This window comes from Kitasatospora sp. NPDC059812 (assembly GCF_042732075.1).
GTDB lineage: Bacteria > Actinomycetota > Actinomycetes > Streptomycetales > Streptomycetaceae > Kitasatospora.
Window position 1 is genome coordinate 72,312 of the sequence record NZ_JBHWIO010000007.1, and the last position, 14,189, is coordinate 86,500.

Annotated in this window: 13 protein-coding genes, 1 pseudogene and 1 riboswitch; of the genes and pseudogenes, 7 read left to right on the forward strand and 7 right to left on the reverse strand. The window is 75.4% G+C overall.

Annotation, left to right across the window (positions count from 1 at the left end):
* Positions 1 to 81 precede the first annotated feature (81 nt).
* Both ACFV6D_RS05730 and ACFV6D_RS05735 read right to left on the reverse strand, forming a co-directional pair.
* Positions 82 to 1,515, reverse strand: coding sequence for a hypothetical protein (locus tag ACFV6D_RS05730; RefSeq protein ID WP_244293475.1), 1,434 nt, complete (start codon positions 1,513 to 1,515; stop codon positions 82 to 84).
* A gap of 347 nt (positions 1,516 to 1,862) precedes the next feature.
* A complete protein-coding gene (locus tag ACFV6D_RS05735; protein WP_380425517.1) occupies positions 1,863 to 2,975 on the reverse strand; it encodes an alpha/beta hydrolase family protein in 1,113 nt (370 codons plus the stop codon).
* Between the two features lie 319 nt (positions 2,976 to 3,294).
* Positions 3,295 to 3,427: riboswitch (cobalamin riboswitch) on the forward strand.
* Between the two features lie 107 nt (positions 3,428 to 3,534).
* Between ACFV6D_RS05735 and ACFV6D_RS05740 the strand changes: the two genes are divergently transcribed.
* From ACFV6D_RS05740 to ACFV6D_RS05760, 5 genes are read left to right on the forward strand one after another with little or no spacing between them, the layout of a single operon-like run.
* Complete coding sequence (locus ACFV6D_RS05740; RefSeq protein WP_380558578.1) at positions 3,535 to 4,503, forward strand: cobalamin biosynthesis protein; 969 nt, start codon at positions 3,535 to 3,537, stop codon at positions 4,501 to 4,503.
* Complete coding sequence (locus ACFV6D_RS05745; RefSeq protein WP_380494799.1) at positions 4,500 to 6,038, forward strand: cobyric acid synthase; 1,539 nt, start codon at positions 4,500 to 4,502, stop codon at positions 6,036 to 6,038. The genes ACFV6D_RS05740 and ACFV6D_RS05745 overlap by 4 nt, the downstream gene beginning before the upstream one ends.
* A complete protein-coding gene (locus ACFV6D_RS05750) occupies positions 6,035 to 8,209 on the forward strand; it encodes a putative cobaltochelatase (RefSeq protein ID WP_380558581.1) in 2,175 nt (724 codons plus the stop codon). Before ACFV6D_RS05745 ends, ACFV6D_RS05750 begins: the two co-directional genes overlap by 4 nt.
* Before the next feature lie 6 nt (positions 8,210 to 8,215).
* Positions 8,216 to 8,821: a cob(I)yrinic acid a,c-diamide adenosyltransferase gene (gene cobO / locus ACFV6D_RS05755; protein ID WP_063349585.1), complete on the forward strand. Its 606-nt coding sequence runs from the start codon at positions 8,216 to 8,218 to the stop codon at positions 8,819 to 8,821.
* 25 nt (positions 8,822 to 8,846) lie between these two features.
* A complete protein-coding gene (locus ACFV6D_RS05760) occupies positions 8,847 to 10,235 on the forward strand; it encodes a cobyrinate a,c-diamide synthase (RefSeq protein WP_380558670.1) in 1,389 nt (462 codons plus the stop codon).
* Between the two features lie 61 nt (positions 10,236 to 10,296).
* Here the strand turns inward: ACFV6D_RS05760 and ACFV6D_RS05765 are convergent, their stop codons facing one another.
* The 4 genes from ACFV6D_RS05765 to ACFV6D_RS05780 all read right to left on the reverse strand — a co-directional run bounded on the left by ACFV6D_RS05765 (position 10,297) and on the right by ACFV6D_RS05780 (position 12,364).
* On the reverse strand, positions 10,297 to 10,503 hold the full coding sequence (locus ACFV6D_RS05765) for a hypothetical protein (protein WP_380336204.1): 207 nt from the start codon (positions 10,501 to 10,503) through the stop codon (positions 10,297 to 10,299).
* A 146-nt stretch (positions 10,504 to 10,649) separates the two neighbouring features.
* The gene (locus ACFV6D_RS05770) at positions 10,650 to 11,111 is read right to left on the reverse strand and encodes a hypothetical protein (RefSeq protein WP_063349582.1); all 462 of its coding nucleotides are present in this window, start codon (positions 11,109 to 11,111) and stop codon (positions 10,650 to 10,652) included.
* A 69-nt stretch (positions 11,112 to 11,180) separates the two neighbouring features.
* Entirely contained in the window at positions 11,181 to 11,645 is a 465-nt protein-coding gene (locus tag ACFV6D_RS05775; RefSeq protein WP_380558584.1) for a hypothetical protein, read from the reverse strand.
* A gap of 206 nt (positions 11,646 to 11,851) precedes the next feature.
* Positions 11,852 to 12,364, reverse strand: a complete 513-nt coding sequence (locus ACFV6D_RS05780; protein WP_380494806.1) for a MarR family winged helix-turn-helix transcriptional regulator — start codon at positions 12,362 to 12,364, stop codon at positions 11,852 to 11,854.
* Positions 12,365 to 12,523: 159 nt separating this feature from the next.
* On the opposite strand from ACFV6D_RS05780, the gene ACFV6D_RS05785 reads away from it, so the two are divergent.
* On the forward strand, positions 12,524 to 13,447 hold the full coding sequence (locus ACFV6D_RS05785; protein ID WP_380558587.1) for an EamA family transporter: 924 nt from the start codon (positions 12,524 to 12,526) through the stop codon (positions 13,445 to 13,447).
* 29 nt (positions 13,448 to 13,476) lie between these two features.
* Complete coding sequence (locus ACFV6D_RS05790) at positions 13,477 to 13,773, forward strand: DUF1330 domain-containing protein (protein ID WP_380336192.1); 297 nt, start codon at positions 13,477 to 13,479, stop codon at positions 13,771 to 13,773.
* A gap of 93 nt (positions 13,774 to 13,866) precedes the next feature.
* On the opposite strand, the pseudogene ACFV6D_RS05795 reads toward ACFV6D_RS05790, so the two are convergent.
* A pseudogene (locus tag ACFV6D_RS05795) lies at positions 13,867 to 14,189 on the reverse strand (hypothetical protein); the annotation flags it as partial.

A 14,189-nucleotide genomic window follows, 5' to 3' on the forward strand; every position in this document is an offset into this window, starting at 1 on the left:
GGGCCCAGATCCAGTCGGATCCGGGCCCCTCTTCGTCGTGCCCGCTCTTCGGCGGGCGCTGCTACGCGTCGGCGGGCGCTGCTAGGCGCCGCCGGTGTGCACGCTGAACGCCGAGCGGCGGGCCGCCCGCGCCACGCCCGGATCCGGATGCACGCTCGAGACCGCCGACAGCACCGAGGCCGCCCGCGGGTGCCCCGACTGCCGGGCCCGGGCGAACAGCCGCACCGGATCGCCCGCCGCGGCGCCCTCGACGTGGCCCACCAGCAGCTCCGTCTCGCCGTGGTCCAGCACCGCCGCCGCCGTGTCCACCCACAGCCAGGCCGCGTCCTCCGCCCCCAGCACGTCCGCCGGCGAAACCCCCTCGTCCGAGCGCTCCGCCAGCCACAGCAGCGCGTACGGGCGCAGCACCGGCTCGTCCACCGACCCCCGCACCGCCTGCTCCGCCGGGCCGCCGGCCACCCGCAGCGCCTCGAAGGCCAGCCCGCGCACCAGCGCGTCGTCCCCCTGCGCCGCGTCCAGCAGCTCCGCCACCGCCCGATCGGCCGGACGGGCCGCCACCCAGGCGCGGAACTCGGCCCGCGCCGGGCCCGGCGAATAGTCCGCGCAGGCGTTCAGCAGCTCGAAGGCACTCTGCTCGATGTGCCCGGCCGCGGTCTGCGCGACCGTGCAGATCTCCTCCAGCTTCGCCCGCACCGCCCAGTGGCCCAGCGGCGACAGCTCGGCGGCCTCGTCCCTGCGGACCACGGCCCCGACGGCCGCCAGGCCGTCCAGCATCCAGTCCAGGACCGCGGCCACGTCCGCCGGCGACGGCGGGGTGTCGATCTGCGGCTCCCGGCACGTGCCGCGGACCGCCGACACCGCCGAGGCGGCGTGCGGCACGGGCGACAGGCCCGAACCGTCCGTGCCACCCACCCGGCGCTCGTCCAGACCCCGGCGCAGCAGCTCCAGCAGTTCGCCGTCCGACACCGGACCGGCCACCAGGTGCAGGAACGACAGCAACTGCGGCGCCTGGTCCACCGCCTGGCCGGCCAGCACCGCGAACACGCCCCGCAGGGCGGCCGGCGGCACCGGGGCCAGCAGCGTCCAGGCGTCGAACAGCGCCGACCAGCCGCGGACCACCGCCTCGTCGTCGTGCTCCCAGGCGTGCAGGCGCCAGCCCGGGACCGCACCGCCGTCCCTGGCCTCCACCAGGCCGACCAGCAGTGCCTGCCCCCACGCCTTGGCGGCGGCGCCGACCGTCATGGCCAGCGCCCGACCCGCCGCACGGGCGTCGTCGGGCAGCAGCTCGCCCCGCTTGTCGACCTCTTCCAGGTCCCCCGCCCAGCGGGCGATCCGGACGGCGTCCACCAGCATCCGGCGGGCCAGCGGCGCCAGCTCGGCCGGCGCGGGGAAGCCCTCCGGTACGGGAACCCTCCCCCGACCGGGCGCCGCAGCGGGCCCTCGTCGGCGGGGTACCCCGGCCCCGCCCGGCTTGCCGGCGGCGGGCCGGTGGGCCGTACCGGGGAGACGGGTCACCGTCGCACCAGTACCGATCGTCGGAGGGAGCGGGGCATCACGGTCGCGCGGATTCCGAGACGTCACGTCGAGCAGTCTTCCCCTTGTACCGGCCTTCTGTCACATCCGGTTGGCTGTACGGACGGGCGGCCGTCGACGGCGCCTCCCCAAGATCGGGCAACAATCGGGCAACAGAGGCAAACCGCCTGGCCGGAAACAGGTGGCGGGGGCATGCCATCCCGGCTCAACCCTTGCGGCGGCGGTCGCGCTACCCGCCCGACCGGTCACACTCCGTGGCTGACGGGTGAGGTCCGGGTTTCGTACAGAGGCCCTGTCGGTGCGACTTCTCGTGCGGGGGGGGGCTGGGTTCAGAGAAGGGGGGTGAGCCAGCGGCGGAGGAGTTCGGTGTAGTGGGTGGGGGCGGAGTTCCAGAGGGTGGCGTGGTCGGCGCCCGGGAAAGGCCGGAGGCTGACCACGCCGGGGCGGGCGGCGGCGAGGCGCTCGGCGGCGCGGAAGGGGGCGACCTGATCGTCGGGGCTGTGCAGGAGGAGGGTGGGGACGCGCAGGTCGGCGCCCTCGGCGATGCGGCTGAAGTCGGCGAGGTCGACGCCGGTGCGGCCCTCGGCGGCGAGGGCGCCGAGCTCGGCGGCGGCGCCGGTGTAGCCGGCCCGGGCGGCGCCGCGGCGGGCGGTGGCGGGCAGGTCGAGGACCGGCGAGTCCAGGACGAGGCCGCTGATGGCGTGGGCCCAGGCGGAGCGGGAGGCCGTCTGGAGGGCCATGGTGGCGCCGAGGGACCAGCCGTACAGGATGACCCGGCCGGCGCCGCTGTCGAGGGCGAGCCGGACCGCCGACTCGACGTCGCGCCACTCGGTCTCGCCGAAGTGGCCGAGCCCGTCCGGCGAGGCGGGGGCGCCCTGGTCGCCCCGGTAGGTGACGGCGAGGGCGGGCAGGGCGAGGCGGTCGAGGACGGGGAGGACCGGGAGGGTCTGCTGCCGGTCGGCGCCGGGGCCGTGGACGAGGATCACCCAGGTGCCGCGTTTGCCGTCGAGGCGCCAGGCGGGGAGGGCGCCGAGTTCGCCGTCGGCGGCGGTGTCGGTGAAGGGGAGGCCGAGCGCCTCAGTGGGGTCGCCGAGGTGGACGCGGGGGGTGAAGCGGACCTCGGTGCCGGGGGTGAGGGTGCCCCGGTCGGCGCGGACGAGGCGACGGGTGACACCGTTCTCGTCGCTGTGCAGGACGTCCTCGACGACGGCGTGGCCGTGGTCGTCCCACTCCACGGCCCAGCGGCCGGGGCGCAGGCTCTCGGGGCGGCGGTTGAAGGTGATCCGGCCCGCGGCGAGGCTCCGCACCAGGACGGGGCCCGACTCCCGGACGGCGCTCGCCGGGTGGACCAGCCGTTCGGAGGCCCGACGGCCGATCACCAGGACGGCGGCCCCGGCGCCGACGACGGCGGCCGCCACGACGGCCGCGGTTCCCCAACGCATATCGCTCCCCGCTCTGCTGGTCTTGGCTGGTCTTGGACCGGACGGTGTCCGGGCGGTGTCCGGGCGCTGCTCGGACGGTGTTCGGGCACCAGTTCACCGGGGGGCCGCGCGGGCGGCCACCGGGCTGGGCCGTCCGGGGTACGGCGGGGCGTCGGGCAGGGCGGGGCGTCAGGCGGGCGGGGCGTCGGGCGGGGCGGGCCTCGGGCGGGCGAGAACGGCACCGGCGACAGGGCTCCGAGGTGTGACCAACCCCTCCGTGACCTCGGTTGACTCCCGGTTCGGCCGCGTGATGGGATCCTGGGGCCAAACGGAGGCATGCAGAGGAAGCCGGTGCGAGTCCGGCGCGGTCCCGCCACTGTCACCGGGGAGCACGCTCGGAACATTGCCACGGCGGACCGTCAGAAGCCGCTGGAAGGCCCGGGGGTGCGTCCGACCCGGAAGCCAGGAGACTCTCGCCCCCGGTACGTCGATCCAGGGCGCGGACCCTGAGTGAGGACACGCACGCGATGCAGGCTGCCCCGACCCGCCGGACCCGACGCGGCCTTCCGCCGAACCCGCCGTGCGCCCGCTGACCCGCGCCGCCGCGTTCGCGCTCGGCGCCGCCGCGGGCTTCGCCGCGGACGCCCGCTTCGCCGACCCCCGGCGCGGCCACCCGGTGGCCGTCTTCGGCGGCGCGGCGACCCGGCTGGAGCGGCGGGTGTGGCAGGACGACCGGGTGGCCGGCGCCGGGTACACGGCGCTGTGCGTGGGCGCGGTCGCGGCCGGCGCGGTGGCCCTGGACCGTACGGTGGGCCGGCGTCCGCTGGGCCGGGCCGCGCTGGCGGCCGCCGCGACCTGGACGGTGCTGGGCGGCACCTCGCTGACCCGGGAGGCGCGCACCATCGGCCGGTCGCTGGCCACGGGTGATCTGACGGCCGCGCGGGAACGGCTGCCGCACCTGTGCGGGCGGGATCCGAGCGCGCTGGACGGGCCGCAGATCGCCCGCGCGGTGGTCGAGTCGGTGGCCGAGAACACGGCGGACGCCGTGGTGAACGCGCTGGTCTGGGGCACGCTGGCGGGCACGCCGGGGCTGCTGGCGTTCCGCGCGGTGAACACGCTGGACGCGATGGTCGGCCACCGCTCGCCGCGGTACGCCCGGTTCGGCTGGGCCTCGGCCCGGCTCGACGACGTAGCGGGCTGGCCGGGCGCCCGGCTGACGGCGCTGCTCACGGTGGCCGCCGCGCCGCAGCCGAAGACGGCCTGGCGGGTCTGGCGGCGGGACGGCTCGGCGCACCCGAGCCCGAACGCGGGCCAGGCGGAGGCGGCCTTCGCGGGCGCGGTGGGCGTCCGGCTGGGCGGGACCCTCCAGTACGGGGAGCGGGTGGAGCACCGGCCGGTGCTGGGCGCGGAGTTGCGCCCGGTGACGGTGGACGACATCGAGCGGGCCTGCGTGCTCTCCCGGCGGGTGGGCGCGCTGGCCCTGGGTACGACGGTCGCGGGGCACGTCGCGCTGCGCTTGCTGACGACACGGTGGAGGGGAAGGGCATGAGCAACGCACTGCTGGTCGCCGGGACGACCTCGGACGCGGGCAAGAGCGTGGTGACCGCGGGCATCTGCCGCTGGCTGGCCCGGCAGGGGGTGCGGGTCGCGCCGTTCAAGGCGCAGAACATGTCGCTGAACTCCTTCGTCACCGCCGACGGCGCCGAGATCGGCCGGGCGCAGGCGATGCAGGCGCAGGCGGCCCGGGTGGAGCCGGAGGCGGCGATGAACCCGGTGCTGCTGAAGCCGGGCGCGGACGGCCGCAGCCAGGTGGTGCTGCTGGGCCGGCCGGTCGCCGAGGTGGGCGCGCTGGACTACCGCGAGCGCAAGCCCGTCCTGCTGGAACGGTCGCTGGAGTGCCTGGCGGATCTGCGCCGCCGCTACGAGGTGGTGGTCTGCGAGGGCGCCGGTTCGCCCGCCGAGATCAACCTGCGGGACCGGGACATCGCCAACATGGGCCTGGCGACGGCCGCCGGGCTGCCGGTGGTGGTGGTCGGGGACATCGACCGCGGCGGCGTCTTCGCGGCGATGTACGGGACGCTGGCGCTGCTGTCGGCGCAGGACCAGCGGCACGTGGCGGGCTGGTTCGTCAACAAGTTCCGCGGCGACGCGCGGCTGCTGGCGCCCGGCCTGGACATGCTGCACGGGCTGACCGGCCGTCCGGTGCTCGGCACCCTGCCGATGCTGCCGGGCCTGTGGCTGGACGCCGAGGACTCGCTGGACCTGTCCACGGTGGTGGACCGGGTCGACGGCCGCGGCCCGCTCGGGGCGGACGTACTGCGGGTGGCCGTGGTGCGCTTCCCCCGGCTGTCGAACTTCACCGACCTGGACGCCCTGGCGCAGGAGCCCGGCGTGCTGGTGCGCTGGGTGACCCGGCCGGAGGAACTGGCCGACGCCGACCTGGTGGTGCTGCCCGGCACCCGGGCCACCGTGGCCGACCTGGCCTGGCTGCGCGAACGCGGCCTGGAGCCGGCGCTGAAGGCGCGGGCGGCGGCCGGGCTGCCGGTCCTCGGGGTGTGCGGCGGCTACCAGATGCTGGCGCGCGGGATCGAGGACGAGGTGGAGTCCGGGGCCGGCTCGGTCGAGGGCCTGGGCCTGCTGCCGACGCACGTGCGGTTCGGCGCCGAGAAGGTGCTGGCGCGCCCGGTCGGCACGGCGTACGGGCAGCGGGTCGAGGGGTACGAGATCCACCACGGGGTAGTGGCCGTGGAGGGGGGCGAGCCGTTCTTCTCCGATGACGATGGGCACGGCCTGGACGGCTGCCGGGTCGGCCCGGTGTGGGGCACGACCTGGCACGGCGCGCTGGAGAACGACGGCTTCCGTCGTGAACTCCTGCGCGAGGTCGCCGCGTTGGCGGGCCGGGCGTTCGTGCCGGCACCGGACACCTCGTTCGCCGAGGCGCGCGAGGCCCGGCTGGACCGGCTGGGCGACCTGATCGAGGAGCACGCGGACACCGACGCGCTGTGGAAGCTGATCGAGGGCGGGGTGCCGGCGGCCGGATCGCTGCCGTTCCTGGCGCCCGGGGCACCTGGGGAGTATGCATGAGTGACGTCCGCTATCCGTTCACCGCGATCGTCGGCATGCCCGACCTGCGGCTCGGCCTGCTGCTCAACGCGGTCTCGCCGGCCGTGGGCGGCGTGCTGGTGCGCGGCGAGAAGGGCACCGCGAAGTCGACCATGGTGCGCGCGCTGGCCGGCCTGCTGCCGACCCTCGCGGCCGTCGACGGCTGCCGGTTCGCCTGCGACCCGTCCGCGCCGGACCCGCAGTGCCCGGACGGGCCGCACGACCGCCCCTCGGCGTCCGAACGCCCCGCCCAGCTGGTCGAGTTGCCGGTCGGCGTGGCCGAGGACCGGATCGTCGGCTCGCTCGACCTGGAACGGGCGCTCGCCGAGGGCGTCAAGGCGTACGAGCCGGGGCTGCTCGCCAAGGCGCACCGCGGCGTGCTCTACATCGACGAGGTGAACCTGCTCCAGGACCACGTCGTGGACCTGCTGCTGGACGCCGCCGCGATGGGCCGCTCGTACGTCGAGCGCGAGGGCGTGTCGGTGCGGCACGCCGCCCGCTTCCTGCTGGTCGGCACGATGAACCCGGAGGAGGGCGAGCTGCGGCCGCAGCTGCTCGACCGGTTCGGCCTGACCGTCGAGATCGCCGCCACCCGGGACCCGGCCGAGCGCGCCGAGGTGGTCCGCCGCCGGCTCGGCTACGACGCCGACCCGGCCGGCTTCGCCGCGCGGTTCGCCGCGGACGAGCAGGCGCTCGCCGAACGCATCACCGCCGCCCGGGAGTTGCTGCCCAAGGTGGAGCTGACCGATGTGGCGCTACGTCAGATCACCGCCGTGTGCGCAGCGTTCGAGGTGGACGGGCTGCGCGCCGACATCGTGATGGCCCGCACCGCCGTCGCGCTCGCCGCCTGGGACGGGCGGACCGAGGTGCTGGAGGAGGACGTCCGCAAGGCCGCCCAGCTGGCGCTGCCGCACCGGCGCCGCCGCAACCCCTTCGACGCGCCGGGGCTGGACGAGGAGCAGCTCGACCGGACGCTGGAGGAGCACGCGCAGCCGGAGGAGCCCGCGCAGCCATCGGAGCCCTCCGAGCCCTCGGAGCCCGAGGGGTCCGGGGAGCTCGGAGGCTCAGGAGAGACCGAGGGCGACGGGGACGGCGAGGGCGACGGCCCCGAGGACGACGGTCCCGGCCCGGACGGCGGCCCCGGCGGCGGCCCGGACGGCGGCGGAGCCCCCGAGCCCACCTCCGGCCCGCAGGCATCGGCCGCCGAGCCGGACGAGCCGCTCCAGCAGCCCGTACCGGCCCAACACCCCGCCCCCGCCCGGGAGTCGGCGCCGGTCGCGGCTGGCGACCCGTACCGGACCAAGCTGTTCACCGTGCAGGGCACCGGCCACGGCGCCCAGGGCCGCCGCTCCCCCGCCGAGACCACCGGCGGGCACACCGTGCGCGCCCGGCGCCCCCAGGGCACGCTCAGCCGCCTGCACCTGACCGCCACCTTGCAGGCCGCCGCGCCGCACCAGGCGGCGCGCGGGCGGGCCGGCCGGGCGCTGGTGCTGCGCAAGGACGACTTCCGCGAACAGGTCCGCCAGGGGCGGGAGTCCAACCTGGTGCTGTTCGTCGTCGACGCCTCCGGCTCGATGGCCGCCCGGCAGCGGATGACCGCCGTCAAGGGCGCCGTGCTGTCCCTGCTGATGGACGCCTACCAGCGGCGCGACAAGATCGGCATGATCACCTTCCGGGGCGCGGACGCCGAACTGGCGCTGCCGCCGACCTCGTCCGTGGAGGTCGGCGCGGCCCGGCTGGAGTCGCTGCCCACCGGCGGCCGCACCCCGCTGGCCGCCGGCCTGCTGCGCGCGCACGAGGTCCTGCGGGTGGAGCGGCTGCGCGACCCGAGCCGCCGCCCGCTGCTGGTCGTGGTGACCGACGGCCGGGCCACCGGCGGGCGGGACGCGCTCGCCCGGTCGCAGCGCGCGGCTGGACTGTTCGCCGCGCAGGGCACCGCCAGCGTGGTGCTGGACTGCGAGTCCGGCCCCGTCCGGCTCGGCCTCGCCCGCACCCTGGCCGGACTGCTCGGCGGCACCGCCGTCAGCCTGGACGAGCTGCGCCCCGAGGGCGTCGCCTCGCTCGTCCGCGAGAACCGCCACGACGGCCGGCGCGACAGCCGCCATGAGAACCGTCGTGAGAACCGTGCCACCACCATGCGAAAGGCGGCCTGAGCCGACATGCCCAAGGGTGTCCCCGAGAGCGTCCCCGACGACGGCCTGACGACCCGTCAGCGCCGCACGCAGCCGATCACCGCCGTGCACACCGGCCCCGGCAAGGGCAAGTCAACGGCCGCGTTCGGCATGGCGCTGCGGGCCTGGAACCAGGGCTGGCCCGTCGGGGTGTTCCAGTTCGTGAAGTCCGCCAAGTGGAAGGTCGGCGAGGAGAACGCGCTGCGCGTGCTCGGCGCCTCCGGCGAGGGCGGCACGGTCGACTGGCACAAGATGGGCTCCGGCTGGTCGTGGATCCAGCGCTCCAGCGAGATGGAGATGGACAGCGAGGCGGCCGCCAAGGAGGGCTGGGAGCAGGTCAAGCGCGACCTGGCGGCCGAGACCTACCGCTTCTACGTACTGGACGAGTTCACCTACCCCATGCACTGGGGCTGGGTCGACCCGGAGGAGGTCGTGTCGGTGCTCAAGGACCGCCCGGGCAGCCAGCACGTCGTCATCACCGGCCGGTACGCGCCCGAACCGCTGACCGAATTCGCCGACCTGGTCACCGAGATGACCAAGGTCAAGCACCCCATGGACGCCGGCCGCAAGGGCCAGCGCGGTATCGAGTGGTAGACCGTTGAGCACTGCCGGCAGGCCGTTGGCCGCCATCCCCCGCCTCGTCATCGCCGCGCCCTCCTCGGGCGCCGGCAAGACCACCGTCGCCACCGGCCTGATCGCGGCGCTCGCCGCGCGCGGACTGGCGGTGTCCCCGCACAAGGTCGGCCCCGACTACATCGACCCGGGCTACCACGCGCTCGCCGCCGGGCGCCCGGGCCGCAACCTGGACGCCTTCATGTGCGGCCCGGAGCGGATCGCCCCGCTCTTCCTGCACGGCGCGGCGGGAGCGGACGTCGCGGTGGTCGAGGGGGTCATGGGCCTGTTCGACGGGGCCTCCGGGCGGGGGGAGCTGGCCTCCACCGCGCACGTCGCCAAGCTGCTGCGGGCGCCCGTGGTGCTGGTGGTGGACGGCTCCTCGCAGTCCCGGTCGGTGGCCGCGCTGGTGCACGGCTTCGCCTCCTGGGACCCGGAGGTGCGCCTCGCCGGGGTGATCCTCAACCGGGTCGCCTCCGACCGGCACGAGCAACTCCTGCGCGAGGCCCTGGAGGAGGGCTCGGGCGTGCCCGTGCTGGGCGCGCTGCGCCGCTCCACGACCGTCGCCACGCCGTCGCGCCACCTCGGGCTGATCCCGGCCGTGGAGCGCTCGGCGGAGGCCCTGCGTGCCGTCGCCGACATGGGTGAACTCGTCGCCGCCTCGGTCGACTTGGACGCCCTGCTCGAACTCGCCCGGACGGCACCGGAGTTGAACGCCGAACCGTGGAGCCCGTCGGCCGAGGTCGACCCGGTGGCCGGCACGCCGCGGATCGCGGTCGCGGGCGGCGCCGCGTTCTCCTTCTCGTACGCCGAGAACGCCGAACTCCTCACCGCCGCAGGCGCCGAGGTCGTCCCATTCGACCCGCTGCACGCCACGGCACTGCCCGACGGCACGGCCGGCCTGGTGATCGGCGGCGGCTTCCCCGAGCTGTACGTCCGGGAGCTGAGCGGCAACACGGCGCTGCGCGGGGCCATCGCGGCGTTCGCCGCCGGCGGCGGCCCGATCGCCGCCGAATGCGCCGGACTGCTCTACCTGGGGCGCGAGTTGGACGGCCTGCCGATGTGCGGCGTGCTGGACATCGGCGCCCGGATGACCGAACGGCTCACCCTCGGCTACCGGGAGGCCGTCGCCCTGCACGACTCCCCGCTCGCCCGGACCGGCACCCGGGTACGCGGCCACGAGTTCCACCGCACGGTCTGCGAACCGGGCGCGGGCGAACACCCCGCCTGGGGCTGGCGCCTGCCCACCGGCCCCCGCACCGAGGGCTTCGCGGGCAGCCACGTCCACGCCTCCTACCTGCACCTGCACTGGGCCGGAGCCCCGTCCCTGGCCACCTCCTTCGCCTCCGCCGCAGCCGCCCACCAGACAACCCCCGGCAAGCCCGCGTCACCGTAACCCCCCTCGGCGGGCCACCCGGCCCTGCGTCGGCAGGGCCTGAGGGCCGGACGCCTGTCCGCTACGCCTCGGTGTCCTTCGGGTGCCTGGGCGAGGCATAGACGAGGTGGACGACGCGGGCCGCCTCGTCCACCACGTACCGCACCCGGCCGCCGGCGGTCACCTCGTACTCCCACTGCGGCAGCTCGACGCCCCCGAACACGCGGGCGGCCAGCCGGCCCCGCAGCCGGTGCTGCCGATCCGGATCCCCCGTGGACAGGGGGTTCACCCGGAGCGCCTCGAAACAGCGGCGGGCGTTCCCGGCCGCCTCCGCACACAGCTCTCCCCACCCCTTGGCAGCCTCCGTCGTACCGAATCGCAGCCGCCACTCCGCCCCGACGGGCGGGGGCGGCACATCATCACCGCGCTTCGGGCTCACGGCTCGATCACCTCGCCGTGATCGTCGCCGGGCAGGGGCCTGGCGAGCTCTGCCGCCAGCTCCGGGTCCGCCAGCACTCTCGCGGTGGCGCGCCACTCGACTATCACCCGGTGCAGATTGGCGTGCACGTCCAGGTCCACGGCATCGCGCGTCGCGTCCACGAGGTCGACGACGAACTCGCGCACCTCCGCGGCCGACAGGTGCCGGACCCAGGGGAAGACGGCGGGGAGGGCCAGGAGCACCGCCTGCGTGCCCTCATCGCTGCTGATCAACGCGGCGAACAGGCGAGCGGCGACATCCGCGGTCTGCTCGCGCTGACGGTCGTGACGCTCGGTGGTGAGGTACAGGTCCTCCCCGTCGCGGCGCGTGACGTGCACGCGCTGGACTCGCTCCACACTGTCCGCGACGCGCTTGGAGTTCTTCGACAGATCGGAGAACGACACGGTGAGAGTCGACATGGCTCGACGCTAGTTCGGAATACGTTCCGAAGTCAATCGCACGGGCCGCCCGGCCGCGCCCTGCCCGTCTCAGGACGGGCCGTTGCCGAAGGTGCCGGTCAGGGGGTCGGGGCGGTCGGCGCGGTGGCAAGTGGCGCAGCGGAGGCGGGTGTAGATCGCCACCGGGCCCATGAAGACGTCCTCGCGGCCGTCCGCCGGGGAGGCGGAGGCGGCCGGCCCACCACAGTCCAGGCAGACGCGGCGGGGGCGGGCGGCGATGGAGCAGGCGCGGCAGAGCAGGTGGGTCGGGTGCTCGGCGTGGACGACCACGGGCTGGGGGCCTCCGTCGAGCAGATGGACGCACCACGTGCAGGACTCGTCCACCTGCGCCGCCAGCATCCGGGCCCTGGTCTCCTGCTGCCACCTGGCGGCCTTCTGCACCGGGACCGTCACCGGCGGCCCCCACCCGGCGGCACTGAGCCACTGGGCCCCCTCCACCCCTGCCGCCCGCAGCTGGTCGTCGACGGCGATGTCCCTGGGGGTCTTGTCCTTCATGGGCTCCTCCTCCGGTGCGGTTCCCGCCGGGTTAACGCCACCGGGGAGGCCGTGGACACGCGAACTGCCCGACCACTACGGCCACCTGCCGCTGCCGCCGCCCGCGCACGCCCGGACCGACCGTCACCGCGGGGCCGCCCCGGCCCCCCAACGTACGCCGAAGCGCCGGGCCGCGCGGCGGTTCAGGCACAGACGCCGGGGCGCGCTCAGCCCAGCAGGGGCTCGGTGTCGCCGTGCGCGATGAGGAGCTTGCGCAGCAGGGTGTCGAGTTGGGCGCGCTCGTCGGCGTCGAGGCCCGCGAGGATGCGCTCCTCGTTGCGGACGTGGCCGGCCAGCGCCGCGTCGATGAGGTCCTTGCCGGCCGGGGTGAGGCGGACCAGCACGGCGCGGCGGTCGTCGGGGCAGGGGTTGCGTTCGACCAGGCCCTTGGCGGAGAGACGGTCGACCCGGTTGGTGATGGCGCCGGAGGTGACCATGGCGGCCTTGAGGAGGGCGCGGGCGTTGAGCTCGTAGGGTTCGCCGGAGCGGCGCAGGGTGGCCAGGACGTCGAACTCGGAGGAGTCCAGGCCACAGGAGCCGAAGTACTCGCGCAGGGCGCCGTCGACGCGAACGTTGAGGCGTCGCAGCCGGCCGATCAGGCCGATGGCCTCGGTGTTCAGGTCGGGGCGGGTCCTGGTCCACTGCTCGACGATCTCGTCGACGGTGTCGCGCTGCTGCATGGCCTGACGCCTCCTCGGTTGCCGCCTGCCGGGGCTCGGGGCCGGGGCTCACGGCTGGACTGCGGGTAACTATCTTAACATTCACATACTTGACGTTCACTCACCCAGAGGCGTACTAATTATCTCAACGTTCAGATAATCAACGTTGAGGGGGATGCCATGGGTGGAACACGCGCAGGAGTGGCCGTCACGGCGGCACTCGCCCCGGCGGCCTGGGGCACGACCTACCTGGTCACCACACAGCTCCTACCCGAAGGCCGTCCACTGCTGCTCGCCGCCCTCCGGGCCCTCCCGGCCGGACTGCTCCTCCTGCTCATCGGCCGCAAACTGCCCAAGGGGCGCTGGTGGGGGCGCGCAGCCGCGCTCGGGATGCTCAACATCGGGCTGTTCTTCCCGCTCACCTTCGTCGGCGCCTACCGCCTGCCCGGCGGCGTCGCCGCCACCATCGGCGCGATCCAGCCGCTGCTCGTGACCGGCCTCTCGATCGGCGTCCTCGGCGTACGGCCCGGACGGCGGGCACTGCTCGCAGGGCTCGCCGGCGTCGGCGGCGTCGCCCTGCTGGTACTGAAGAGCGGCGCACGACTGGACGCCACCGGGATCGCCGCCATGGTCGGTGCGATCGCACTGATGGCCACGGGCACCGTCCTCACCCGCCGCTGGGGCCGCCCGGAAGGGGCCACCCTGCTCGACCTGACGGCCTGGCAGCTACTCGCCGGATCACTGTTCCTCGTCCCGCTCGCGGCCGTCGTCGAAGGCGCGCCGCCCGCACTCAGCGGCGCCAACCTCGCCGGGTTCGCCTACCTCGGGCTGTTCAGCACCGCGCTCGGCTACGTCCTCTGGTTCCGCGGCATCGACCGCCTCGGCGCCGGACCGGCCTCCTTCCTCGGCCTGATCAACCCGGTCGTCGCGACCGTGGGCGGCCTCGTCGTCCTCGGCCAGACCCTCACCCGCTGGCAACTCCTCGGCCTGCTGCTCGCCCTCGGCGCCATGCTCGCCGGCCAGGCCCCCACCCGAAAGCCCACTCCCTCCCCCGACATCGCCACCGTCCCCGACGCCCCCACGCTCGCCCCGGCCACCCGCTGACCACCGACCGCCCGGACAAGGAACCCACCATGCACTACGTCCTCATCACCCGCACCGACCACACCCCGGACGCCGCCCTCGGCCACTACCTCGCCAACGTCGGCGCCACCATGGAGCCCTACCAGGGCCGCCTGCTCGCCTTCGACACCCCGGCCCGCCTGGAAGGCGAGACCGCCTACACCAAGACCGCCATCCTCGAATTCCCCACCGCGGCCGACGCCGACGGCTGGTACCACTCCCCCGCCTACCAGGCCCTCGCCACCTGGCGCATCACCACCATGGGCCACCCCGTCACCATCACCACCGTCCCCGGCCTACCCGCCTGACCCACCCCCGCCCCCACCCACCAACACACCGCAGCCCCGCCGGTCCCCACCGGCGGGGCCCGGCTCGTCAGCGGCACCCGGCGGGCTGCACCCTCAGCCGGTGGCGCGGATGTAGATGTCGGCGGCGCCCGGGGCGGCGCCGGGGATGGTGGCGACGTAGATGCGGCGGGTGGTCTGGGGGTGGGTGGGGGGCGGGGTGGGGGTGAGGGAAGGGGTGGGGGTAGGCGTCGGGGTGGGGGTTGGGGTCGGGGGGAGGGTGACGGAGGGGGTGGGCTCGAGGGTGTCGTCGTCGAGGTCCGGGGTGGGGTCGGCGTCGGGGTCGGGTTCGGCGTCGGGGTCGGCGGCCTGGAGGCCGGGGGGTGCTGCGGGTGCCGGGGGCGCCGGGTCTGCGGTGGTGGCGTCGGGGGTGGGTGACG

Coding starts and splice junctions, on each gene's coding strand:
- ACFV6D_RS05735 (WP_380425517.1), bottom strand. CDS start 2,975: ATGCGTTGGGGAACCGCGGCCGTCGTGGCGGCCGCCGTCGTCGGCGCC.
- ACFV6D_RS05745 (WP_380494799.1), top strand. CDS start 4,500: ATGAGCAACGCACTGCTGGTCGCCGGGACGACCTCGGACGCGGGCAAG.
- ACFV6D_RS05750 (WP_380558581.1), top strand. CDS start 6,035: ATGAGTGACGTCCGCTATCCGTTCACCGCGATCGTCGGCATGCCCGAC.
- cobO (WP_063349585.1), top strand. CDS start 8,216: ATGCCCAAGGGTGTCCCCGAGAGCGTCCCCGACGACGGCCTGACGACC.
- ACFV6D_RS05770 (WP_063349582.1), bottom strand. CDS start 11,111: ATGTCGACTCTCACCGTGTCGTTCTCCGATCTGTCGAAGAACTCCAAG.
- ACFV6D_RS05775 (WP_380558584.1), bottom strand. CDS start 11,645: ATGAAGGACAAGACCCCCAGGGACATCGCCGTCGACGACCAGCTGCGG.
- ACFV6D_RS05780 (WP_380494806.1), bottom strand. CDS start 12,364: ATGCAGCAGCGCGACACCGTCGACGAGATCGTCGAGCAGTGGACCAGG.
- ACFV6D_RS05785 (WP_380558587.1), top strand. CDS start 12,524: ATGGGTGGAACACGCGCAGGAGTGGCCGTCACGGCGGCACTCGCCCCG.
- ACFV6D_RS05790 (WP_380336192.1), top strand. CDS start 13,477: ATGCACTACGTCCTCATCACCCGCACCGACCACACCCCGGACGCCGCC.